Here is a 24,226-nt window from a genome sequence, read left to right on the forward strand (position 1 = left end):
GGTATGCTATAATGGAAATCATGAGACAGTATCGTATTTTGGTGGCTGATGACGACCGGAGCATTTTGAAGCTGGTGAAAAACGTCCTAGAGCTAGATGCTTATGATGTGACGACGCTTGATCGGATAGAAGAGCTAGAGCTGACGAATTTTGTCGGATATGACTTGATTCTACTAGATGTGATGATGGAGCCTGTTAACGGTTTTGAGCTGTGTTCCTACATTCGTCCTCATCTTTCGTGTCCGATTATCTTTTTGACGGCTAAGGAATTGGAGGCGGACAAGGTGGAAGGGCTCTTTCGCGGAGCAGATGACTATATTGTCAAGCCTTTTGGAACCAAAGAATTGCTGGAGCGTGTCAGAGCTCATCTTCGGCGGGAGGAAAGACATGAGGAGCGATATTCTGAAATTGCTTCTTGTCAATTTTATCCAGAGCGCTATGAAGTTGCCTGTTTTGGTAAAGTCTTGAAATTTTCAGAGCGTGAGTTTAAGTTACTGCATTTACTTGCTAGAAATCCCAAGCAGACCTTCTCAGCTGAACGCCTGCATACCTTGCTTTACCCAGAAAGCTCAGAAACACAGCTTCGCTCCATCTCAGAATACGTATATCAGATTCGCCAAAAATGCAAACAAGAAGGGTTGCAAGCAATCGCAACAGTGAGAGGAGTAGGCTATAGATGGCAATTAGAACCCGAAATTTCAAAAGCCTAGTCTGGACAACCAGTTTAAAGATCGTCTTTTTTCATGTTTTGATTTTTGTGCTTATAGGTTATGAATTTACGCAAGGAAGTGATCACGTTCTTTTCACCTTGTTCTTTTGGGCAGGGAGCTTGCTGCTGATTACTTTTTATCATATTTTGAAATTGCTCCGAAAAATCGACAGGGAAATAAAAATGCTAACGAGCGAGAAGCTTCTAGAAGAAAATCAAAGCCAGCTTTTTCGGATTGAGGAAATGCTAGAAGTCTATAGCGATTTACGGAGCAGCCACCAAGAAAATGCTCGTCTTCTAGAAAAAGAGCAGCAGCATAATCAGGAGTTGATTTTACAGTTATCAGCGACATCGCACGATTTGAAAACGCCCCTAACTGTGATTAAGGGGAATGCTGAGCTCTTGGAATTGGCGCAGTTAGGCCAGCCACAGGCAGACTATGCTGTTGATATTTTGCAGGCTAGTCACAAGATGGAAGAGTATTGTGGCTCTTTGATTGATTACGCTAAGACTTTTCAGATTGATTCTAATCAGTTCAGTCAGCTTTCCTTAGAGGACTTTTTGGCTTATCTCCAGGACGATTGGGCACTGTTCAGCAAACAGGAAAGCCATCGTTTCTATCTCCAAGAAGATTGTGACCTTAGTCTGATTTTGTCAATTCATTTGGACTATCTCAAGCGAGCTTTGCTCAATATTTTACTGAATGCGCTTGAACATGCAGACCAGAATCAAAAGGAAGTGAAGCTGATGGTATCAGTGCAGCAGGACCAGTTGGTTTTTGCTATCTGGAACAATGGCCCTGCATTTTCAGAGGAGATGCTGCTGGGAGCGGAACAGCTCTTTTATCAGAGTGACCAAAGCCGCAATTCAGCTAATCCCCATCATGGAATCGGCTTAGCCTTTTCTAAACAGGTAGCTCTCTTGCACGGTGGTCGTCTGACCCTGCTCAATACAGACCAAGGAGGAGCCTGTGTCGAGTTGACAATTTCATTGAAATAAATGAGGATGGAAGATTATAAAAACGCATAATACCAAGTGCCCAAAAGACTTGATATTATGCATTTGATTTTTTTATTATGTAAAGATTTACTGGATTTTTCTCTCAAATTGAGTTTTTGTCCAGCCTTGTTTATTTACTTACGATACAAGCGATCGTATTGGTAGAATGGGTCAAAGGTTACGTTGATACCTAGTTTGCGAAGGACATTCTTGTCTTCATCGGTCAAGATGATGGTTGAGTGAGCTTCGCTTCCTTTGAGATTCCCAAGTTCTTCCATGGCACGCGCAGCGTCAGGATTTTCCATAGCTGTGATGGCTAGCACAATCAAAATTTCATTTGAGTGGAGGCGAGGATTGCGGCTACCCAGATGATCGATTTTAAGGCCTTGAATTGGCTTGACGACTTCAGGCTCGATTAGTTTCACTTCCTTAGCGATATCAGCTGATTTTTTGATGGCATTGATTAAGGCGGCAGCTGTAGGACCAAAGAGTTCAGAGTTTTTACCAGTCACGACTTCCCCGCTTGGCAATTCAAGGGCTAGGGCAGGACCACCAGTTTCTTCTGCTTTTTGGCGTGCAGCAACAGCAACCTGACGGTCTGCAGGAGTGATACCGAGGTCGTTCATGAGCAGTTCAATTTTCTTGACAGCAGTTTCTCCGACTTTTTCAGCTTTAAAATCAAGAACAGTTTGATAGTAGCGACGGATGATTTCTTGTTTAGAAGCTTCGACAGCAGCTTCATCATCTGTAATAGCGAAACCAACCATGTTGACACCCATGTCTGTTGGTGAAGCGTATGGAGATTCACCGAGAATGCGTTCCAACATACGTTTGAGCACCGGGAAGATTTCGATATCACGGTTGTAGTTGACAGTGGTTTCTCCGTAGGTTTGGAGATGGAAGGGGTCAATCATATTGACATCATCAAGGTCCGCAGTTGCAGCCTCGTAGGCCAAGTTGACTGGATGATGAAGGGGTAGGTTCCAAACTGGGAAGGTTTCAAACTTAGCGTAACCAGACTTGATGCCATTGAGTTGGTCATGGTACATATTGGACATACAAGTGGCCAATTTTCCAGAACCAGGTCCAGGAGCGGTTACGACAATCAAGTTGCGACTGGTTTTGATGTAGTCGTTTTTCCCCATGCCTTCGGGAGAAATAATGTGATCCATATCCGTCGGATATCCTTTGATTGGATAATGAAGATAGGAATCAATCCCGTTTTTATCTAACTGGTTGCGGAAGGCATCTGCAGCAGGTTGGCCAGCGTATTGTGTGATGACAACGGAACCAACAAAAATTCCCAGCTCATTGAATTTATCAATCAAACGAAGAACTTCTTGGTCATAAGAAATGCCTAGGTCGCCACGCGCTTTAGAATGCTCGATGTTGCTTGCGTTAATGGCGATCACAACTTCAACCTGCTCTTTCAATTCTTGCAAGAGCTTGATTTTATTGTCAGGCTCATAACCAGGAAGGACACGAGCAGCGTGGAAATCTTCTAACATTTTGCCACCAAACTCCAAATAGAGTTTGCCGTCAAATTGGTTGATGCGCTCCAAAATGTGGTCGCGCTGTAGATTCAAATATTGTTCAGAACTAAAAGCTTGTTTTTTCATTTTTTTACCTCTGACCTCTATTATAATAAAAAATTGGAAGATAGGAAACTACGGAGTCAAAAAAGAAATCAAAAAGATTAGGCAAACGCTTGCACTAAGTTTGAAAAAGCGCTATCATAGACTATAGATTATTAAAATAATGAGGTAAGAAGATGCAAGAAAAATGGTGGCACAATGCCGTAGTCTATCAAGTCTATCCCAAGAGTTTTATGGACAGCAACGGAGATGGAATTGGCGATTTGCCAGGAATTACTAGTAAGTTAGACTATCTAGCTAAGTTAGGAATCACAGCGATTTGGCTTTCTCCTGTTTATGATAGTCCTATGGATGATAATGGTTATGATATTGCTGATTATCAAGCGATTGCAGCTATTTTCGGAACCATGGAGGACATGGATGAACTCATCGCAGAAGCTAAGAAGCGTGATATTCGAATTATCATGGACTTGGTAGTCAATCATACCTCGGATGAACACGCCTGGTTTGTTGAGGCCTGTGAAAATCCTGATAGCCCTGAGCGAGACTACTATATCTGGCGGGATGAGCCCAATGATTTGGAGTCTATCTTTAGTGGATCCGCCTGGGAATACGATGAAAAGTCGGGTCAATACTATCTCCACTTTTTCAGTAAGAAACAGCCCGATCTCAACTGGGAAAATGAAAAACTTCGCCAGAAAATTTACGAGATGATGAACTTCTGGATTGATAAAGGTATTGGTGGTTTCCGTATGGATGTCATTGACATGATTGGGAAAATTCCTGATGAGAAAGTAGTCAATAACGGTCCTATGCTCCATCCCTATCTCAAGGAGATGAACCAAGCCACCTTTGGTGACAAAGATCTCTTGACAGTAGGAGAGACCTGGGGTGCAACGCCAGAGATTGCTAAGCTCTACTCGGATCCAAAGGGACAAGAATTGTCTATGGTCTTCCAGTTTGAACACATCTGTCTTCAATATCAGGAAGGGCAACCTAAGTGGCACTACCAAAAAGAGTTAAATGTAGGGAAGTTAAAAGAGATTTTCAACAAATGGCAGACAGAGCTGGGAGTTGAAGACGGCTGGAATTCCCTCTTCTGGAACAACCATGACCTTCCTCGTATTGTTTCTATCTGGGGAAATGACCAAGAATACCGTGAAAAATCTGCCAAAGCCTTTGCAATCTTGCTTCATCTTATGAGGGGGACTCCTTATATCTACCAGGGTGAAGAGATTGGGATGACCAACTATCCATTTGAAACACTGGACCAAGTAGAAGATATTGAATCCCTCAACTATGCGCGTGAAGCTCTTGAAAAAGGCGTTCCTATGGAAGAAATCATGGACAGCATCCGTGTCATCGGTCGTGATAATGCCCGTACTCCGATGCAGTGGGATGAGAGCAAAAACGCTGGTTTCTCAACAGGTCAACCTTGGTTGGCGGTTAATCCAAACTACGAAGCAATCAACGTTCAAGAAGCACTGGCAAATCCAGATTCTATTTTCTATACCTATCAAAAACTCGTTCAAATCCGTAAGGAGAATAGTTGGCTGATTCGAGCTGACTTTGAATTACTTGATACAGCTGACAAGGTTTTTGCCTATATTCGTAAGGACGGTGACCGTCGCTTCCTAGTAGTGGCTAACTTGTCCAATGTAAAACAAACCTTTTCAGTAGTAGGAAAAGTCAAATCTGTCTTGATTGAAAACACTACTGCTAAAGAAGCAGTTGAAAAACAAATCTTGGCACCATGGGATGCTTTCTGTGTGGAACTAACGGATTAAAATAAGGGAACCTCAAGCTTTTGTAGCTTGGGGCCTTTTTAGTAAAAATTATGTAGAAAAGTCTTTAAAAATATTTGTTAGAATTTTCTAAAAAATCTGTCGAAAGCCCTTGCTTTTATGAAAAAATAGGGTATAATGGTGAAAATACTATCTTAAAGGAGATTACTTATGAGATCGAAAAAGTGGCTCTTAGGAGCAGGTGCCGTCCTAAGCACAGCCCTTCTTTTAACTGCTTGTGGGAAAAGTGAAAAGAAGGCAGATGCGCCCAAGACATTCTCTTATGTCTATGCTATGGATCCATCATCTTTGGACTACAGTGTGACGAGCAAGAGTTCAACTTCTGATGTTATAGCGAACGTTGTCGATGGCCTTTTGGAAAATGATAAGTATGGAAACTTAATTCCATCACTTGCAGAAGACTGGTCTGTTTCTAAAGATGGCTTGACCTATACCTACAAACTTCGTAAGGGTGTAAAATGGTATACTTCTGAGGGAGAAGAGTATGCTGAAGTCAAGGCTCAGGATTTTGTTACTGGTCTAAAACACGCAGCTGATGGAAAATCAGATGGTCTTACTTTGATTCAAGATTCTATCAAAGGATTGGCTGCCTACATCAGTGGAGAAAGCAATGACTTTTCTACTGTAGGAGTCAAGGCTGTTGACGATTACACGGTAGAATATACGCTTAACAAGCCAGAAAGTTTCTGGAACTCTAAGGTCACAACTGCAACCATGCTTCCAGTTAATGAAGAGTTTTTGAATTCTAAAGGGAGCGACTACGGTGCGCCGACCCCATCAAGCATCCTTTATAATGGTCCTTATTTCTTGAAATCATTGACTTCAAAATCAGCCATTGAATATGAAAAGAATCCAAATTACTGGGATAAGGACAACGTTAAGATTGACAATGTCAAATTAACTTTCTACGATGGATCTGACCAAGAATCTTTGATTCGTAGCTTTACACAAGGTGCCTATACAACAGCTCGTCTCTTCCCAACAAGCTCAAACTTTGAGTCAACTAAAAAAGAGTATGGCGATAAGATTGTTTACAGTCCACAAGAAGCGACAAGCTACTATCTTACTGTTAACGTAAACCGTCAATCTTACAATAAAACAGCCAAAACAGACGAAACTCAAAAAACATCAACGAAAGAAGCTCTTCTCAACAAGAACTTCCGCCAGGCGCTGAACTTTGCTCTTGACCGTCATTCTTATACTGCTCAGTTGAATGGTGAAGAAGGTGCAGACAAGATTATCCGTAATAGCCTAGTGCCTCATGACTACGTTCAAGTAGGTGAAAAAACCTTTGGAGAGTTGGCACAGGCAGAGCTCGTTTCATATGGAGACCAGTGGAAAGATGTAGCCCTTACAGATGGCAAGGATACGATTTACAGTCCTGAAAAAGCTAAGGCAGCCTTTGCTAAAGCCAAGGAAGAATTGCAAGCCAAGGGGGTTACCTTCCCAATCCATTTAGATATCCCGGTTGAACAAACAGATGTAATCGCGGTTCAACAAACTAACTCACTCAAGCAGTCTATCGAATCATCACTTGGTACTGAAAATGTCATTGTCGATGTTCTTCAAATGACCGATAATGAAAAAATGAGCATTACGTCTCAAGCCAAGGTACCATCCCAAAAAGACTATGACTTGAACGGAACTGGTTGGGGACCAGACTATCAAGACCCAGCTACCTACCTCAATATTCTTGATGCCAAGAAGGGTTCTGCCCTTAAACACTTGGGAATTACTCGCGGAAAAGATCCAGAAGTGATGGCTCAAGTTGGACTGGACGAATACAAGAAACTCTTGGATGATGCTGCAGCTGAAACTAGCGACCTTAATAAGCGTTATGAAAAATACGCCAAAGCTCAAGCTTGGGTATCGGATAGTTCACTTTTAATCCCAGTTGCTTCTTCAGGTGGTTCTCCAACGGTTAGCCGTACTGTACCGTTCACAAAAGCCTACTCTCAAGTTGGAATCAAGGGGGACCCATTTGTGTTCAAAGGATTGGAGTTACAAAAGGACGTTGTGACTGCAAAAGAATACGAAGAAGCCTTCAAGAAATGGCAACAAGAAAAAATCGAAACAAATGCCAAATACCAAAAAGAACTTGAAAAACACGTCAAGTAATCTATAAACAAAAAAGGAAGTTGCAGAAAATCTGTGCTTCCTTTTTTGTTTTGAGACACCAGTTGACATAAAAGCAGTAACTTTACATTTTTGAATAAATTTGATAAAATATGGTTATGTTATAAAACGTGACATAAAGGAGTGAGTGATGATCAAAATGAAAAAAAGACTAATCGGGACAGGTCTTGTCTTAGCGACAGGGATTTTGCTTTCGGCATGTGGACAGTTCAACACAAATACTAGCACTTATTCATCAACATTTAGTGCGAATCCAACAACTTTTAACTATCTTCTAGATTATTATGCAGATAACACTGCCGTTATTACCAATCTTGTAGATGGCTTGTTAGAGAATGACAGCTATGGGAACCTCGTACCTGCTCTTGCGGAGGATTGGTCAGTTTCATCAGATGGTTTGACCTATACCTACAAGCTCAGAAAAGATGCCAAATGGTACACGGCTGATGGTGAGGAATATGCATCAGTCAAGGCTCAGGATTTTGTCACTGGGATCAAATATGCCGCTGACAACAAGGGGCAAGCCATGGATCTGATCCAAAATTCAATCAAGGGATTAGATGGCTATGTGACGGGTGTGACCAATGACTTTTCAACTGTTGGTGTCAAAGCCTTGGATGACTACACAGTCGAGTACACTTTGACTCGACCAGAACCGTACTGGAATTCAAAGACGACTAATAGTATCCTTTTCCCAGTCAATGAAGAGTTCTTGAAATCAAAGGATAAGGATTTTGGTACCTTGACACCAGACAGTATCCTTTATAATGGTCCGTATTTGTTAAAAGATTTCACATCAAAATCTTCGATCGAATATGTGAAGAATCCACACTATTATGACCATGATAAAGTGACCATTGAAAAAGTTAAGTTAGCCTACTTTGATGGGTCAGATCAGGAGATGACCATTCGAAACTTTGAAAATGGCGCCTACTCAATTGCGGGAGTCTATCCAAATAGTTCGAACTATGCCAAGACAAAAGAAAAATACCAAGACAATATCGTTTATAGCTTACAAGACAAGACATCTTGGTACTTTAACTTTAACGTCAACCGTAAGACCTATAATCATACCGCTAAAACAACGGACGAACAAAAGAAATCAACTCAAACAGCTATTTTAAATAAAAACTTCCGTCAGGCTATCAACTTTGGTATTGATCGAACAGCCTACTCTGCTCAATCTAACGGTGAAGAAGCAGCAAGCAAGACCCTTCGTAATACTCTAGTTCCACCAACATTTGTCCAGGTGGGAGATAAGACCTTTGGAGAAGTGACAGCTTCTAAACTTGTAAACTATGGAACTGAGTGGGCAGGTATCAATTTGGCGGATGCTCAAGATGCTTACTTCAACAAGGAAAAGGCCCAAGCAAAATTTGCAGAAGCTAAAAAGGAATTGGAAGCCCAAGGCGTGACTTTCCCAATCCATTTGGATGTTCCTGTTGATCAGACGAATAAAAATGCGGTTTCTGGTATGAACTCGGTTAAGCAAACCCTTGAAACAGTACTAGGTTCTGACAATATAGTCATTGATGTTCAACAGCTTTCTACAGATGACTTTGGAAATGTTGCCTTCCTAGCACCAAATCCAGCAGCTCGTGACTACGACCTAAACTTTGATGGTTGGGTTGGTGATTACCAGGATCCATCAACTTATCTAGACCCCTTCAATGCTGAAACCGGCTTCTATCTCAAGATTTTTGGCCTTGATGCCAAGGAAGACCAAGAACTCATTAAGAGTCTAGGGTTAGATACCTATACACAACTCCTGAAAGAAGCAGATGCCGAGAACAAAGATGTCGCTAAACGTTATGAAAAATACGCTGAAGCTCAAGCTTGGATGATCGACAATTCTCTAGTCATGTCTGCTATGTCAAATGGTGGTACAGCCTCTGTAACTAAAGTAACTCCGTTTACACGTGCCTACTCCCTAGTAGGTATCAAGGGTGACGGAAATAATTACAAGTACATGAGATTACAAAAAGACCCTGTTACCAAGAAACAATTCGACGAAGCCAAGGCTAAGTGGGAAGCAGAAAGTAAAAAGACTATTGAAAAGAGCCAAAAAGAGTTTGAAAATCATATCAAATAAAAACAGAAATGGGGCCTCATAATAAGGGACCTTGTTTTTGTTTTATCAAGGATTCCGTTAATGGAAGTCATAAATTCAAAATATAGCTAAGAAAAAATGAATGAAAACGCTGATAATAGCAGGAATGGATGGAATTTCTTTCATGATTGTGATATAATAATCATAATTATTAACGTGTATAGGGGATTGCCATGAGTAGACGTTCAAAGAGAAATCGTTCAGGAAATGTGAAGCGAAGTATTAATATAGCCTTATTAGCCATTTATTTATTATTGAGTGGCTCTTTGTTGTTCTTAATTTTTAGACATAATATCCTAGCCTTTAGGCATCTCAATATCTTAGCTACTGTTCTAGTTTTACTATCTGTTATCGTAGCTCTACTTTTGATAGTATATAAGAAAGCCGAAAAGTTCACGATTTTCTTTTTGGTACTTGCGGTGTTGACTAGCTCAGTTTCGCTATTTGCTCTGCACCAGTTTGTGGGCTTGACTAATCACATCAATGCGACATCAAACTACTCAGAGTATTCGATGAGTGTGGTCGTTTTGAAAGATAGTGAAATTAACAACGTTACCCAGTTGGATAGTGTGACAGGTCCGACTGAAACGGATAATGACAATATCCAAAAATTGATAGCGGATATTAAGACGACTCAGAGCAAAGACTTGGCGGTTGAACAAAGTGCATCTTACCTAGCAGCCTATAAGAGCTTGATTTCAGGTGATGCGAAAGCGATTGTCTTGAACAGTGTCTTTGAAAATATCATTGAAGCAGAGTATCCAGATTATGCTTCGAAGATTAAGAAAATCTATACGAAAAAACTAACCAAGGATGTTGCGGCACCAAAGGTATCTAAGAATCAATCCTTTAATATTTATATTAGTGGTATTGATACTTACGGACCTATCAGTTCCGTTTCACGTTCAGATGTCAACATCTTGATGACTGTAAATCGAGATACCAAGAAAATCCTTCTCACTACAACACCTCGAGATTCTTATGTTCCGATTGCGGACGGAGGAAATAATCAAAAGGATAAATTGACTCACGCAGGGATTTATGGAGTGGACTCATCAATTCATACCTTGGAAAACCTATATGGAGTTGATATTAACTACTATGTTCGTTTGAATTTCACCTCTTTCTTGAAATTGATTGACCTTCTAGGCGGTGTGGATGTTTATAATGACCAAGATTTCACTTCTTTGCATGGGCAGTACCATTTTCCTGTCGGGAATGTCCATCTAGACTCTGAAAAAGCCCTTGGTTTTGTCCGCGAACGCTACTCTCTAGCGGATGGAGACCGCGACCGCGGTCGGAACCAGCAAAAAGTCATTGTTGCCATCATTCAGAAGTTAACATCAACGGATGCTTTAAAGAATTATGACAACATTATTCAAGGGTTGCAAGATTCTCTTCAAACCAATATGCCTTTGGAAACCATGATGGACTTGGTTAATACACAGTTGGATAGTGGCGGTCAGTATAAGGTCAATTCCCAAGACTTAAAAGGAACTGGAAGAACGGATCTTCCATCCTACGCTATGCCAGATAGCAACCTCTATATGATGGAAATTGATGAAAGTAGCTTGGCTGCAGCCAAGGCAGCTATCAAAGATGTGATGGAGGGCAAGTAGCATGATAGACATCCATTCACACATCGTTTTTGATGTGGATGATGGTCCAAAGTCGATAGAGGAGAGTAAAAACCTTTTAAGAGAAGCCTATAGTCAAGGGGTTAGGACCATTGTTTCCACATCTCATCGTCGGAAAGGGATGTTTGAGACACCAGAAGAGAAGATAGCAACTAACTTTTTGAGAGTTCGCAAAATAGCCAAGGAGGTGGCAGATGATCTTGTCATCGCCTATGGCGCAGAAATATACTATACGCCAGATGTTGTCGAAAAATTGGAAAAGAAATTGATTCCAACCCTCAATGATAGTCACTATGCTTTGATTGAGTTTAGCATGAATACACCCTATCGAGATATACATAAAGGACTGAGCGATATTCTCATGTTAGGGATTACACCAGTTGTTGCCCATATTGAGCGTTATGATGCTCTAGAAAATAATGAAAAGCGAGTTCAGGAACTGATTGATATGGGGTGCTATACCCAGGTCAATAGTTCTCATGTTTTGAAACCAAAACTCTTTGGAGAAACTTACAAATTCATGAAAAAGAGAGCTCAGTATTTCTTGGAACGTGATCTAGTTCACGTAATCGCTAGTGATATGCATAACTTGGATCGCAGACCACCTCATATGGAAGAAGCCTATGATATCATTGCTAAAAGGTATGGCGAAGATAAGGCGAAGGAACTCTTCAAAGATAACCCACGAAAAATAATAATGGATCAATTGATTTAGGAGAAACAATGAAAGAACAAAATATGATGGAAATTGATGTATTTCAATTACTTAAAATCCTTTGGAAACGGAAAGTTCTAATTGCACTGGTAGCAATCGTAACTGGGGTAGTAGCCTTTGCCTACAGTAGCTTTATCGTAAAACCTGAATATACCAGTACGACACGTATCTATGTAGTTAATCGTAATCAGGGAGATAAGCCTGGATTGACAAACCAAGATTTGCAAGCAGGATCTTACTTGGTTAAAGACTATCGCGAAATTATTCTATCACAAGACGTTTTGGAGAAGGTCGCAACGGATTTGAAACTGGATCTTCCTTCAAAAGGTTTGGCTAGTAAAATCAAGGTGACCGTACCGGCTGATACACGTATCGTATCGATCTCTGTTACAGATCGTGCGCCTGAAGAAGCAAGTCGCATCGCCAATTCATTGAGAGAGGTTGCAGCTCAAAAGATTATAAGTGTTACACGGGTTTCAGATGTGACGACACTCGAAGAGGCTCGCCCAGCAACCTCACCATCTTCACCAAACATTCGTCGTAATACCATGATTGGATTTCTCACTGGAGCGGTTGTGATGATTGTCGCGGTTCTCCTTATTGAACTCCTAGATACACGTGTTAAACGACCAGAAGACGTTGAAGATGTTATGCAAATTGCACTATTGGGAGTAGTTCCAAATTTGGATAAATTGAAATAGGAGAGAAAAATGCCAACGTTAGAAATTGCACAAAAAAAATTAGATTTGGCAAGAAAAGCAGAGGAATATTACAATGCGCTTCGTACCAATATACAATTGAGTGGAAATAACTTAAAAGTTATTTCAATTACATCAGTAAAACCAGGGGAAGGGAAGTCAACTACTTCTACCAATATTGCTTGGGCCTTTGCGCGTGCTGGATATAAGACGCTTTTAATTGATGCCGATATTCGTAATTCTGTCATGTCAGGTGTTTTTAAATCACGTGAAAAGATTACGGGATTAACAGAATTCTTATCAGGGACAACAGATTTATCACAAGGGTTATGTGATACGAATGTTGAAAATTTGTTTGTCATTCAAGCTGGTTCCGTTTCTCCAAATCCAACAGCTTTGTTGCAAAGTGAGAATTTTAAGACTATGCTTGACACTTTGCGCAAGTACTTCGATTACATCATTGTGGACACCGCTCCTATCGGGGTTGTGATTGATGCGGCTATCATCACTCAGAAATGTGATGCTTCGATTTTGGTGACTGCAGCTGGTGAAACAAATCGACGTGATATCCAAAAAGCCAAAGAACAATTGGAACAAACAAGTAAACCATTCTTAGGGATTGTATTAAATAAATTGAATACCTCAGTTGAAAAATATGGATCATATGGAGCTTATGGCTCTTACGGGAAAAAATAAGAGATAGCTTAGGGAAGATATTATGGAAGAAAAAGGATTGAAGATTACTTTGGCGGCAATCCAGAGTTTTCTTGTCATTATATTAGCTTATTTACTTAGTTTTGTTAGAGAAACAGAGATTGTGAACACCTCTGTTATCATCTTGTCCATTCTGCATTTTGTTGTTTTTAGCATTAGTGATTATGAGCGTGATTTTTTTAAAAGGGGCTATTTGGCTGAGTTTATCAGCACTACAAAATATATCGTTTTCTTTGCTTTAGCCATCAGTATTTCAAACTTCTTTTTAGAAGATCGTTTTAGTATCTCTAGACGAGGCATGATTTATTTTTTGACAATACATTCTATTTTGTTGTATTTGTTGAATCTGTGCATTAAACGCTATAGGAGACGTATCTTTCCAAATTTCAAGGGGAGTAAAAAGATATTTTTGATAACAGCTACTTCCAGAGTTGAGAAAGTTGTAGATAGACTGATAGAGTCGGGAGATATTTTTTGGGAATTGGTGGCGGTCAGTGTTTTGGATCAGCCTAATTTTCAGCGTGCATCCGTAACCGTTGTACCTGCAGAGAACATCTTAGACTTTGCTACCCATGAAGTTGTTGATGAAGTTTTTATCAATTTACCAAGTGAAAAGTACGACATCGGGGAGTTTATCTCTCTTTTTGAAACAATGGGAATTGACGTGACAGTCAACCTGAATGCTTTCAATAACTATCTAGGTAGCGATAAAAAGATTCGCGGAATGGCAGGCTTGAATGTCATTACATTTTCTACAAAATTTTATAAGACAAGCCACGTCATTGCTAAACGTTTCATTGATATCATAGGTTCGATTATCGGACTACTTATTTGTGGATTGGTGAGTATTGTTTTGGTTCCGGTGATTCGAAAAGATGGCGGACCCGCTATTTTTTCTCAAACTCGTATCGGAAAAAATGGTCGACATTTCACTTTTTATAAATTTAGATCTATGTGCGTGGATGCTGAGAAAAAGAAACAAGAGCTCCTTGCACAAAATACCATGCAAGGTGGTATGTTTAAAGTTGATGATGATCCTCGTATAACAAAGATAGGGAGATTTATCCGTAAGACCAGTCTAGATGAACTCCCTCAGTTTTGGAATGTTTTAATGGGAGATATGAGTTTGGTTGGGACACGTCCCCCAACAGTTGATGAGTATGAAAAATATACTCCTGAACAGAAACGTCGTCTTAGTTTTAAGCCAGGAATTACTGGTCTATGGCAGGTGAGTGGTCGTAGTAAAATCACGGACTTTGATGATGTTGTCAAGCTGGACGTGGCTTATATTGATGATTGGACCATCTGGAAAGATATTGAAATATTGTTAAAGACCGTCAAAGTGGTATTTATGAGAGAAGGGGCGAAGTAACTATATGAATAAGGTAAGAGAAATCCAGCTAGGAGAATTATCTTTATTAGAAAGTTTTATTACTATTTGTAGTAGATATGACTTGAGATATTATGCTTTGGGAGGGACATTACTAGGAGCAATTCGTCACAAAGGATTTATCCCTTGGGATGATGATATGGATTTGGGAATGCCACGAAAAGATTATGAAAAATTTTTGTCTATTTGCAGAGAGGAATTACCGAATCATATTATTTTAAGACTTCATGATGATAATTTAGGTAATACCTCTATCATGGATACGTCCTTACAAATTCCATTTGGAGATGAACTGTGTAGCCCATTCATAGATATTTTTCCTTTGGATGGTTATCCAGATGATCGTTTCCATTATTTTATTCATACCAACAAAATTAAATTCTATCGTGCACTTTCTAAAATTTCTGTAATCGATCGTCTACATGACAGAGATCGGGGAAGTTTTGAAAATGCAATTGTGAGTATATCAAAAGTTTTAAAATTAAATAAACTTTTAAAAACATCTACTATTAACAACAAATTGCAAAATCTCATAAAAAAATATGATTTTGAAACAAGTTCAATAGTTGGTAATGTATTAGGTTCCTACAGAGAACGTGAACTTGCTAGAAAAGAAGTATTCGGTAAACCACAATTACTAGAGTTTGAGAACTTAGAAATAAGTTGCCATGCAAACCCAGATGAATATTTAACAAAAATATACGGTGATTACATGAAGTTACCAAAAGAAGCTGAACGTAAGGGCCACTTCGAGTCTACATGGGGAGATTAATTTGGATAGTTTTAATTTAATGGGGGTCAGGATTGACCCCTTAACAATAGATGAAACAGTAGAGGCAGTTGAGAATTTTGTCATTGAACAACGCCCACTTCATTTGATGGGCGTAAATGCTGATAAGATTAACCAATGTCAATCAGATGAAGTTATTAAAAAGATAGTTAACGAGTCTGAAATCATCAATGCAGATGGCGCATCAGTAGTTCTAGCCTCTCGATTTTTGGGTTACCAAGTTCCAGAACGTGTTGCTGGAATTGATTTAATGCAAAGATTATTAAAATTAGCCAATGAGAAATCTTATTCAGTGTATTTCTTTGGTGCTAAAGAAGAAGTTTTGCAGGATATGTTACAAAATTTCAAAGAAGAGTATCCAAATCTACGAGTTGTTGGACATCGTAATGGTTATTTTTCTGAGGAAGATGAGCAAGATATTCAGGAAGATATTCGTGAAAAAAATCCCGATTTTGTATTTGTTGGAATTACCTCACCTAAAAAAGAGTACATCATCCAAAAATTTATGGATAATGGAGTGAATTCTATTTTTATGGGTGTAGGTGGTAGCTTTGACGTCTTGTCTGGTCACATTCAGCGTGCTCCACTTTGGATGCAGAAATCAAATTTGGAGTGGTTGTTCCGTGTTGCTAATGAACCAAAGCGTCTCTTTAAACGATACTTTGTAGGGAATGTTACCTTTATTAAGCGAGTTTTAGATGAGAAACGAAAAACGAAAAAATAATATTTTACATATTTCACGAACAATGGATATTGGTGGCGCTGAGAGGATTGTGTACCAGTTGAGTTCTGATTTGCAAGATGAGTTTGATAGTGTACACATTGCTTCTACAGGAGGCCTTTGGGAACGAGAATTAGCAGTCCAAGGAATTATCCATCATAAAATCCAGGATATAGACAGCAAAAATCCTTTTACAGTGTTGCAGTTGATTCTTAGTATCTATCAAATTATTAATAATAATGATATCACTCTGGTCCATACTCATCATCGAATGGCTGCTTTTTATATTCGTTTATTAAAACTGATTAATCCCAAATTAATCCACGTTTATACTGCCCATAATGTTTTCAAAGATAAGTTGTCTTTATATAGATTTTCACTGAAAAATGCCTACAGTATTGCAGTTAGTCAAGCAGTTAATAAAAATTTGAAAGATGATGTGGGGATTACCGACAGTACTGTCATCTATAACGGAGTAATCTTAAAGCAGACAAATAAACAGGTTGATGAGATTATGAAGTTTGATGGAATCAAACTTGGTTGTATTGCAAGATTATCTGAACAAAAGGGCTTGACCTATCTTATTGATGCGATGTCTCTGATTTCAAAAGAAAATATTCATTTATTTATCGTTGGTGACGGAGAGCTTAGAACTGAACTAGAAAATAAAGTTAAAGATCTCAATCTAGAAGAGAAAGTAATTTTTTTGGGCTATAGACAAGATATTGTTGAGTGTATTAATAGTTTTGATTTTTGTGTCTTACCCTCAGTATTTGAGGGACTTGGCCTAGTTGCTATTGAAGCATTTATGAATGGAAAAACAATGATTGCAACAGATATTTCAGGATTAAATGAAGTTGTTACGAAAGAAAATGGTGTGTTGGTTCCGCTTAAAGATGCTAGAGCCTTAGCTTCTGCTATTGAGGGGCTGTCGACTGACTTGCAACTTAGAACAAAGTTAGCTACTCAGGCTAAAAAAGATTATGAGGAGAAATTTAGTTATCCTTTGTTTCTAGAGAATTATCGTAAATTTTATCAAAAACTAATGGGAGATCCAAAATGAAAAAAGTAATGTTAGTTTTTGGGACGCGTCCAGAAGCAATAAAAATGTGTCCTTTAGTCAATGAGTTGAAGAAAAACAACTCGATAAAAATACTTGTGTGTGTAACTGGTCAACATAAAGAAATGTTAGAACAAGTTTTGGATGTCTTTAAAGTTGTTCCTGATTATGACTTAGGAATTATGAAGACAAATCAAACATTATTTACAATCACGACAAGTATTTTAGATAAAATTCAAGCGGTTTTAGAGCAGGAGAAACCAGATATTGTTCTTGTTCATGGAGATACTACAACCACTTTTGCAACAGCTTTAGCTGCATTTTACATGGGAATTAAAGTTGGACATGTAGAAGCAGGATTGAGAACTTATAATCTTCAAAGCCCATTTCCTGAGGAATTCAATCGCCAGACTACTTCAATTATTGCGGATTTCAATTTTGCTCCGACAGAGGTGGCTAAAGAGAATCTCTTAAAAGAGGGAAGAGAGAATATCTATGTTACTGGGAATACAGTTATTGATGCCTTGAAAACAACTGTTCAAGATCATTATGACCATCCTATTTTAGAGTGGGCGAAGGACAGTAAACTAATCATGTTGACAGCACATCGACGTGAAAATCTTGGTCAACCCATGGAAAATATGTTTAACGCAGTTAATCGTATCCTGAATGAATTTGAAGATGTTAAAGTCGTATATCCTATTCATAAGAATCCTAAGGTTCGTGAGTCAGCAAGTAAGGTATTTGGCGACAATGAACGTATGAAAATTATTGAACCTCTAGAAGTCATTGATTTCCATAATTTTATGAATCAAAGCTACATGATTTTAACAGATTCTGGTGGTGTACAAGAAGAAGCACCTTCTTTAGGTAAACCAGTATTGGTAATGCGTGATACAACAGAACGTCCAGAGGGTATTGCTGCGGGAACATTGAAGTTAGTAGGAACAGAAGAAGAAAATATTTATACTAATTTCAAACTTCTTCTAGAAGATGAAACAGAGTACAGCAAGATGAGTAAAGCAAGTAATCCATATGGAGATGGAAAAGCTTGTGAGCGTATTGTTGATATCATTTTGGAAGGATTATCATAATGGATCAGATTTCTATTGTTATACCAGTGTACAATGTCGAGGACTATCTTCAATATAGTGTAGGCGGTTTAAGAAAGCAGACCTATAAGAATGTCGAGATTATCCTGGTAGACGATGGTTCGACGGATAGTTCTGGAGAAATTTGTGACCAATATGCTCGAGAAGATGACAGAATTAAAGTTCTGCATATTGAAAATGGCGGACAATCTAGGGCTAGAAATATAGGAGTAAAAGAGGCTTCCTCTGATTGGATTATGTTTCTAGACTCAGACGACTATTATGATTTAAGAGCGGTTGAATATTTAGTTGATTTAAGAGACAAATATGACGTTGATTTGGTTGTGACTTCAATTGTTGAAGTGAGAGATCATAAAATAAATAATATAGGCGAAAGTCTTTCATTAGAAAATAGTAAGAAACTAGATAAAGATGAAGCCCTTGTTCAAATGTTTTACGGGAATAGTGTAGGAACTCATCCTGGAGGAAAACTTTATAAGAAAGATATTTTATTAAAATATCCTTATCCAGAGGGAATGATATATGAGGATTTAGCTATTGCCTATGAACATATTGCCGCTAGCGGAGAGATTGCGGTAGGATCTATTAATCTATATAAATATTATCGGAGATCAGGTAGTACCGTGAATTCTGCATATAGTACAAAACTTCTAGATTTTTACAAGGCAATGGATTGCAATAGGAGTTATGTAGAACGAGACTTTTCAACCAACCAAGAGATGCGAAGAGCCTTAAATGTACGATATGTTTTTAATGGTCTTCACATTGTCCATGCATTACTCGGTTCTAATATGTATCGAGAAGTTAATAAGGTACGTAAAGAATACGTTCAGTATTTCAAGGACGTTATTCCGAATCCAAATGTCACAAGGAAAAATAAATTGAAATATATATTGTTCCTCGTATCTGCAAAACTGTATAAAAAAGTCAGAGGGAAAATGGGTTAGATAGTCATGAAGGTTTTGAAAAACTATGCTTACAATCTCTCTTATCAATTATTAGTGATTATTCTTCCGATTATCACAACACCTTATGTTACTAGAGTTTTTAGCTCAAACGATTTAGGAACTTATGGATATTTCAACTCAATTGTTACCTATTTTATTCTCTTAGCGACTTTAGGAGTTGCTAATTATGGGACAAAAGAAATTTCAAGTCATCGGAAAGATATTCGAAAAAACTTCTGGGGTATCTATACCTTGCAGTTTGGTGCAACTTGCTTATCAATTTTATTATATATAATTTTGTGTTTTGCATTTCCATTTATGCAGAATCCAGTAGCGTATATTTTAGGCTTAAGTTTATTATCTAAGGGAATGGATATTTCTTGGCTTTTTCAAGGCTTGGAGGATTTTCGTAAGATAACAGTTAGAAACATCACTGTTAAACTGGTGGGAGTTGTTTCAATATTTTTATTTGTCAAAACCCCAGGTGATTTATATCTATATGTTTCCTTATTGACAGTATTTGAATTATTAGGCCAGTTAAGTATGTGGTTTCCAGCACATGAATTTATTGGTAAGCCTCACTTGGATTTATGTTATGCAAAGAAACATCTTAAACCGGTAATTTTATTGTTTTTGCCTCAAATAGCAATTTCTTTGTATGTTACTTTAGATAGAACAATGCTCGGTGCTTTAGCATCAACTACTGATGTTGGTATTTATGATCAAGCTTTAAAATTGGTGAATATTTTACTTACTTTGGTAACTTCTCTGGGAAGTGTCATGCTTCCACGTGTTTCAAATCTTTTATCAAAAGGAAATAATGAAGCCGTGAATCGAATGCATCAGGTATCTTTTTTAATTTACAATTTGGTAATTTTTCCAATTATTGCGGGCATGCTAATTGTTAATAATGATTTTGTAAAATTTTTCTTGGGCAATGACTTTCAAGATGCTAGGTATGCTATTGCAATTATGATTTTTAGAATGTTCTTTATTGGATGGACGAATATTATGGGAATTCAAATTTTGATACCTCATAATAAGAATAAAGAATTTATGACCTCAACCACGGTTCCAGCAATTATTAGTGTGGGATTAAATCTACTCTTATTACCTAAATTTGGTTATATTGGTGCATCAGTTGTATCGGTACTAACGGAAGCCTTAGTATGGTTCATTCAATTGTATTTTACAAGAGAATATCTGAGAGAAGTGCCAATTTTTGCTTCAATGTTTAAAATATTTTTAGCGTCTATCCTTATGTATTTTGTTCTTTCATTGTTAAAGACAGGTATGCATTTTGTACCGTTGGTTAATGTTGTTATATATGCAGTTGTAGGGGGAATACTTTATGTTCTGCAAATTTTATTATTTAGAGTAGTTAGTCTAAAAGAGTTAAAAGAGCAATTATTCAATAAATAGAATGGTAAGAATATCACTATAAATTAATTAAATTTTTTTATAGATGAGAATTTGTTTTAGATAATATTGTAAAGGGTTAAAAGTTTAGGAAAGTGAGGAAGGGAGATTGTAGATGGACTGAAATTTCTATAATTAAAACTAATTATTTTAGTTCATTCTATAATATTCTTTATCAAAAAATGAAAAAAATAAATATTGAAAACCTACTGGTTAACATTGTTGTAGCGATAGTGGTATTTTTTAATGCTATATCTACAACAATGTTGGATAAGACATTTTTTCAAGTTAAAGCAAGTTATCTGTTTATGGTTGTCTTATTTTTAGGACTTCGATTTTTGTCCAAGATGAGGATTCCTTACAAATATCTGGTATTATCTATTTTACTGCTCTTAACAGGAATTGTAGTATATTTACAGACGGGCAGACTTAATTTTCTTGTCTATTCGACATTACTAGCTTTTTTAGTTAATGTTGATATGAAAGTAATTTTGAAAAATTATATTTGTGTCTCTAGTATAGTATTGATAGTTGTATTTATATTATCACTTTTAGGAATAGTACCAAATTTACAATATAATCGAGGGGGAGTGATTCGAAATTCCTTTGGCTTTATTTATCCGACCGATTTTGCTTCTCACTGTTTCTATCTGTTTATAGCTTATTCCTATCTATTAAAGGATAGATTGATTTGGACAAGAACAATAGTGGGGATTCTACTAGCTGGCTTTGTCATTAAATATTGTGACGCACGCTTAAATGCATTGTCTATTTTATTAGCAACGGTTATCTTTATATATTTTTATGTTGTTGGAGAAAAGAAACTTCGCATTTATGCAATACTGCCATATTCAGTACTGATTTTCTCATCATTAATGATGTATTTATCTTATACGTTTTCTTGGAGCTCACCTTTTCTGGTTTCAATTAATAAATTAATTACGGGTAGGTTGGCGTTAGGAAGAAATGCATTTACTTCCTTTAGTGTAAATTTATTTGGTACCAGAGAAGTTTTGTTTATCGGTTCAGGTGGAAAGACGGAAGCTGTAATGGGATATAACTATGTAGATTCCTCTTATGTCCAGATGCTGTTTACATATGGTATTGTTCCCGTAGTGCTATTAATTATAATTTATATCATTTCAGCAAAAGAGCAGTCTAAAAAAGGTCAATATTTATATGTAGCAATTCTATCTATAATTGCTCTAAACTGCATGATTGAAGCATTCTGGTTTGTGCCCTCGTACAATATTTTTATGTTTATGTTGTTTTCAAAAAATACTTTTGATAGGATTAAATTAAATGATAGTTTTTCGCAAATTAACACTTAAGTTTTTTAATTAGTAGAGAGATTGTTTTAAATGATATAATATTTTTGATCTATCAATTTTGATAGTTTAATACCACCTCATTTAATTTAGTTATTAAAAAAGGAACTTTATTGTTTGATAATGGAGATTTAATATGTATGATTATCTAATCGTTGGTGCTGGTTTGTCGGGAGCAATTTTTGCTTATGAAGCAACTAAGCGTGGAAAAAAAGTAAAAGTGATTGATAAGCGTGATCACATTGGTGGGAATATCTACTGTGAGAACGTTGAAGGTATCAACATTCACAAGTACGGTGCACATATCTTCCATACTTCAAACAAAAAAGTCTGGGATTATGTTAATCAATTTGCTGAATTTAACAACTACATCAATTCGCCTGTAGCTAATTATAAGGGTAGCCTTTATAATCTACCTTTCAATATGAATACTTTTTATGCTATGTGGGGTACAAAAACTCCTCAAGAAGTGAAAGATAAGATAGCTGAACAAACGGCTCATATGAAAGATGTTGAGCCTAAAAACTTGGAAGAACAAGCTATTAAGTTGATTGGTCCGGATATCTATGAAAAGTTGATTAAAGGATACACCGAAAAACAATGGGGACGTTCTGCTACTGATCTTCCACAATTTATCATTAAACGCTTGCCAGTTCGTCTAACCTTTGATAATAATTATTTTAATGACCGTTACCAAGGGATTCCAATTGGGGGTTACAACGTTATTATCGAGAATATGCTGAAGGGTGTAGAAGTAGAACTTGGTGTTGACTTTTTTGCCAATCGCCAAGAATTAGAAGCTTCAGCTGAAAAAGTTGTCTTTACAGGAATGATTGACCAATACTTCGATTATAAGCATGGTGAGTTGGAATACCGTAGTCTTCGTTTTGAGCATGAAGTTCTAGATGAGGAAAATTATCAAGGAAATGCAGTTGTAAACTATACAGAACGTGAAATTCCTTATACTCGTATTATTGAACACAAGCACTTCGAATACGGAACGCAACCAAAGACAGTTATTACGCGTGAATATCCTGCTGACTGGAAGCGAGGAGATGAGCCTTATTATCCAATCAATGATGAGAGAAACAATGCTATCTTTGCTAAATATCAAGAAGAAGCAGCACAGAACGGTAAGGTAATTTTCTGCGGACGTTTGGCTGATTATAAATACTACGATATGCATGTAGTAATCGAACGTGCCTTGAATGTGGTAGAGGAAGAGTTTAAATAAGATAATAAAGGATAAAATTGATCGATGAAATATTATCTAAAAGAAGAATTTCTGAAGGATTCTGGTGCACGAAATGCGGGGAATAAGGCGCGAAATGATGTCGAAGAAATAGTGGTTCGTGAGGGCTATAGTCCTTTGTTATTGATGGTAGATGATTGGTATCAAATGGGGACTATTAGGGCCCAACGACACAAGGCTAAAGCCCTATCTAAAGCTATCTCTAAGTTGAAGGAAGGAGATCAGCTACTTATTCAATTTCCTATGCTTCATCATAGTTTCTTTACGACCCATTTAGTAAAAAGAATGCAACGTAAGGGAGTAAAGGTTCACTTCATTATCCATGATTTAGAAGTTTTGCGCTATGCTAATTTGGATACAGTGCCCTGGAAGCATAAAATCCGAGTTCATCTTCAAGAATCTAGTCTTTTGAAACAAGCTGATGGTCTTATTGCTCATAATCCAATTATGAAATTAGTGCTAGTGGACAAGGGAATTTCTGAGAAAAAAATAGTTAGTTTAGGTATTTTTGACTATCTTATCCCGAATTATCAGGATAAAGAAAATCTATCGAAGGAAGGGGCTATTATTGTAGCTGGAAATTTGGCCCAAGAAAAAGCAGGTTACTTATATGAGTTACCTGCAAGACCGGCATATAACCTCTATGGTGTTGGTTTTGATGAGGCTAGAAAGCTATCCAATGAAACTTATTTTGGTTCATTCCTTCCAGATGAACTACCGTCAGCATTAGAAGGAAGCTTTGGGTTAGTTTGGGATGGTGATAGTTCTAAAACTTGTAGCGGAGTGTTTGGTGAGTATTTGAGATACAATAATTCCCACAAGGCTTCTCTTTATTTGGCTTCTGGTTTTCCTATTATTGTTTGGAGGCAATCAGCCTTGGCTGATTTCGTTTTAGAAAAGGAGTGTGGAATTAGTGTTGAGAGCTTGCTTGATTTAGAAAAGGAACTAGAACATTTGTCTGAAGAAGAGTATCAGAATTTGGTAAATAAGGCTAAGTCTGTAGGTCAAAAGATTCGAGAGGGTGCTTACCTCTTTTCTGCATTAAAAAAGTTAAAATGATTGATTGAAATATTATTTTAAGTTATATAT

The 24,226-nt window shown here is 37.6% G+C and carries 20 protein-coding genes; 19 read left to right on the top strand and 1 reads right to left on the bottom strand.

Annotated elements, in window-relative coordinates; all coding sequences use genetic code 11:
* Nucleotides 1-11: 11 nt before the first annotated feature.
* Together ATE37_RS05460 and ATE37_RS05465 are read left to right on the top strand one after the other, a co-directional pair.
* The gene (locus ATE37_RS05460; protein WP_084868270.1) at nucleotides 12-710 is read left to right on the top strand and encodes a response regulator transcription factor; all 699 of its coding nucleotides are present in this window, start codon (nucleotides 12-14) and stop codon (nucleotides 708-710) included.
* Nucleotides 677-1,708 (top strand): sensor histidine kinase, encoded by a 1,032-nt coding sequence (locus ATE37_RS05465; protein WP_084868272.1) that lies wholly within the window; start codon nucleotides 677-679, stop codon nucleotides 1,706-1,708. Before ATE37_RS05460 ends, ATE37_RS05465 begins: the two co-directional genes overlap by 34 nt.
* Before the next feature lie 134 nt (nucleotides 1,709-1,842).
* Here the strand turns inward: ATE37_RS05465 and ATE37_RS05470 are convergent, their stop codons facing one another.
* Nucleotides 1,843-3,327 (bottom strand): DUF1846 domain-containing protein, encoded by a 1,485-nt coding sequence (locus ATE37_RS05470; RefSeq protein ID WP_084868273.1) that lies wholly within the window; start codon nucleotides 3,325-3,327, stop codon nucleotides 1,843-1,845.
* Nucleotides 3,328-3,479: 152 nt separating this feature from the next.
* On the opposite strand from ATE37_RS05470, the gene ATE37_RS05475 reads away from it, so the two are divergent.
* The 17 genes from ATE37_RS05475 to ATE37_RS05555 all read left to right on the top strand — a co-directional run bounded on the left by ATE37_RS05475 (nucleotide 3,480) and on the right by ATE37_RS05555 (nucleotide 24,196).
* Nucleotides 3,480-5,090 (top strand): glycoside hydrolase family 13 protein, encoded by a 1,611-nt coding sequence (locus tag ATE37_RS05475; RefSeq protein WP_084868275.1) that lies wholly within the window; start codon nucleotides 3,480-3,482, stop codon nucleotides 5,088-5,090.
* 168 nt (nucleotides 5,091-5,258) lie between these two features.
* Complete coding sequence (locus ATE37_RS05480; RefSeq protein WP_084868277.1) at nucleotides 5,259-7,226, top strand: peptide ABC transporter substrate-binding protein; 1,968 nt, start codon at nucleotides 5,259-5,261, stop codon at nucleotides 7,224-7,226.
* 148 nt (nucleotides 7,227-7,374) lie between these two features.
* Nucleotides 7,375-9,336 (top strand): peptide ABC transporter substrate-binding protein, encoded by a 1,962-nt coding sequence (locus ATE37_RS05485; protein ID WP_061598032.1) that lies wholly within the window; start codon nucleotides 7,375-7,377, stop codon nucleotides 9,334-9,336.
* A 191-nt stretch (nucleotides 9,337-9,527) separates the two neighbouring features.
* Nucleotides 9,528-10,973: an LCP family glycopolymer transferase CpsA gene (gene cpsA / locus ATE37_RS05490; protein WP_084868279.1), complete on the top strand. Its 1,446-nt coding sequence runs from the start codon at nucleotides 9,528-9,530 to the stop codon at nucleotides 10,971-10,973.
* 1 nt (nucleotide 10,974) lies between these two features.
* Entirely contained in the window at nucleotides 10,975-11,706 is a 732-nt protein-coding gene (gene cps4B / locus ATE37_RS05495; RefSeq protein ID WP_084868281.1) for a capsular polysaccharide biosynthesis protein Cps4B, read from the top strand.
* A gap of 8 nt (nucleotides 11,707-11,714) precedes the next feature.
* The gene (cpsC, locus tag ATE37_RS05500) at nucleotides 11,715-12,407 is read left to right on the top strand and encodes a capsular polysaccharide biosynthesis protein CpsC (protein WP_084868282.1); all 693 of its coding nucleotides are present in this window, start codon (nucleotides 11,715-11,717) and stop codon (nucleotides 12,405-12,407) included.
* Between the two features lie 9 nt (nucleotides 12,408-12,416).
* Nucleotides 12,417-13,100, top strand: coding sequence for a tyrosine-protein kinase (locus ATE37_RS05505; protein WP_001142501.1), 684 nt, complete (start codon nucleotides 12,417-12,419; stop codon nucleotides 13,098-13,100).
* Nucleotides 13,101-13,122: 22 nt separating this feature from the next.
* Complete coding sequence (locus ATE37_RS05510) at nucleotides 13,123-14,490, top strand: sugar transferase (protein WP_084868284.1); 1,368 nt, start codon at nucleotides 13,123-13,125, stop codon at nucleotides 14,488-14,490.
* Between the two features lie 4 nt (nucleotides 14,491-14,494).
* A complete protein-coding gene (locus ATE37_RS05515) occupies nucleotides 14,495-15,280 on the top strand; it encodes a LicD family protein (protein WP_084868285.1) in 786 nt (261 codons plus the stop codon).
* A gap of 19 nt (nucleotides 15,281-15,299) precedes the next feature.
* Complete coding sequence (locus ATE37_RS05520; RefSeq protein ID WP_084868287.1) at nucleotides 15,300-16,022, top strand: WecB/TagA/CpsF family glycosyltransferase; 723 nt, start codon at nucleotides 15,300-15,302, stop codon at nucleotides 16,020-16,022.
* Nucleotides 15,997-17,082, top strand: a complete 1,086-nt coding sequence (locus ATE37_RS05525) for a glycosyltransferase family 4 protein (protein WP_084868288.1) — start codon at nucleotides 15,997-15,999, stop codon at nucleotides 17,080-17,082. Before ATE37_RS05520 ends, ATE37_RS05525 begins: the two co-directional genes overlap by 26 nt.
* Nucleotides 17,079-18,173 (top strand): non-hydrolyzing UDP-N-acetylglucosamine 2-epimerase, encoded by a 1,095-nt coding sequence (gene wecB, locus ATE37_RS05530; protein ID WP_084868290.1) that lies wholly within the window; start codon nucleotides 17,079-17,081, stop codon nucleotides 18,171-18,173. Before ATE37_RS05525 ends, wecB begins: the two co-directional genes overlap by 4 nt.
* Complete coding sequence (locus ATE37_RS05535; protein ID WP_084868291.1) at nucleotides 18,173-19,138, top strand: glycosyltransferase family 2 protein; 966 nt, start codon at nucleotides 18,173-18,175, stop codon at nucleotides 19,136-19,138. Before wecB ends, ATE37_RS05535 begins: the two co-directional genes overlap by 1 nt.
* A 6-nt stretch (nucleotides 19,139-19,144) precedes the next feature.
* Nucleotides 19,145-20,560: a flippase gene (locus ATE37_RS05540; RefSeq protein WP_084868293.1), complete on the top strand. Its 1,416-nt coding sequence runs from the start codon at nucleotides 19,145-19,147 to the stop codon at nucleotides 20,558-20,560.
* Nucleotides 20,561-20,739: 179 nt separating this feature from the next.
* Nucleotides 20,740-21,888 (top strand): polysaccharide polymerase, encoded by a 1,149-nt coding sequence (locus ATE37_RS05545; RefSeq protein WP_084868507.1) that lies wholly within the window; start codon nucleotides 20,740-20,742, stop codon nucleotides 21,886-21,888.
* Between the two features lie 133 nt (nucleotides 21,889-22,021).
* Entirely contained in the window at nucleotides 22,022-23,119 is a 1,098-nt protein-coding gene (gene glf / locus ATE37_RS05550) for a UDP-galactopyranose mutase (protein ID WP_084868294.1), read from the top strand.
* 24 nt (nucleotides 23,120-23,143) lie between these two features.
* Nucleotides 23,144-24,196, top strand: a complete 1,053-nt coding sequence (locus ATE37_RS05555; RefSeq protein ID WP_084868296.1) for a glycosyltransferase — start codon at nucleotides 23,144-23,146, stop codon at nucleotides 24,194-24,196.
* Nucleotides 24,197-24,226 lie beyond the last annotated feature (30 nt).

It is taken from the genome of Streptococcus oralis subsp. tigurinus (assembly GCF_002093575.1).
Classification (GTDB): domain Bacteria; phylum Bacillota; class Bacilli; order Lactobacillales; family Streptococcaceae; genus Streptococcus; species Streptococcus oralis_CH.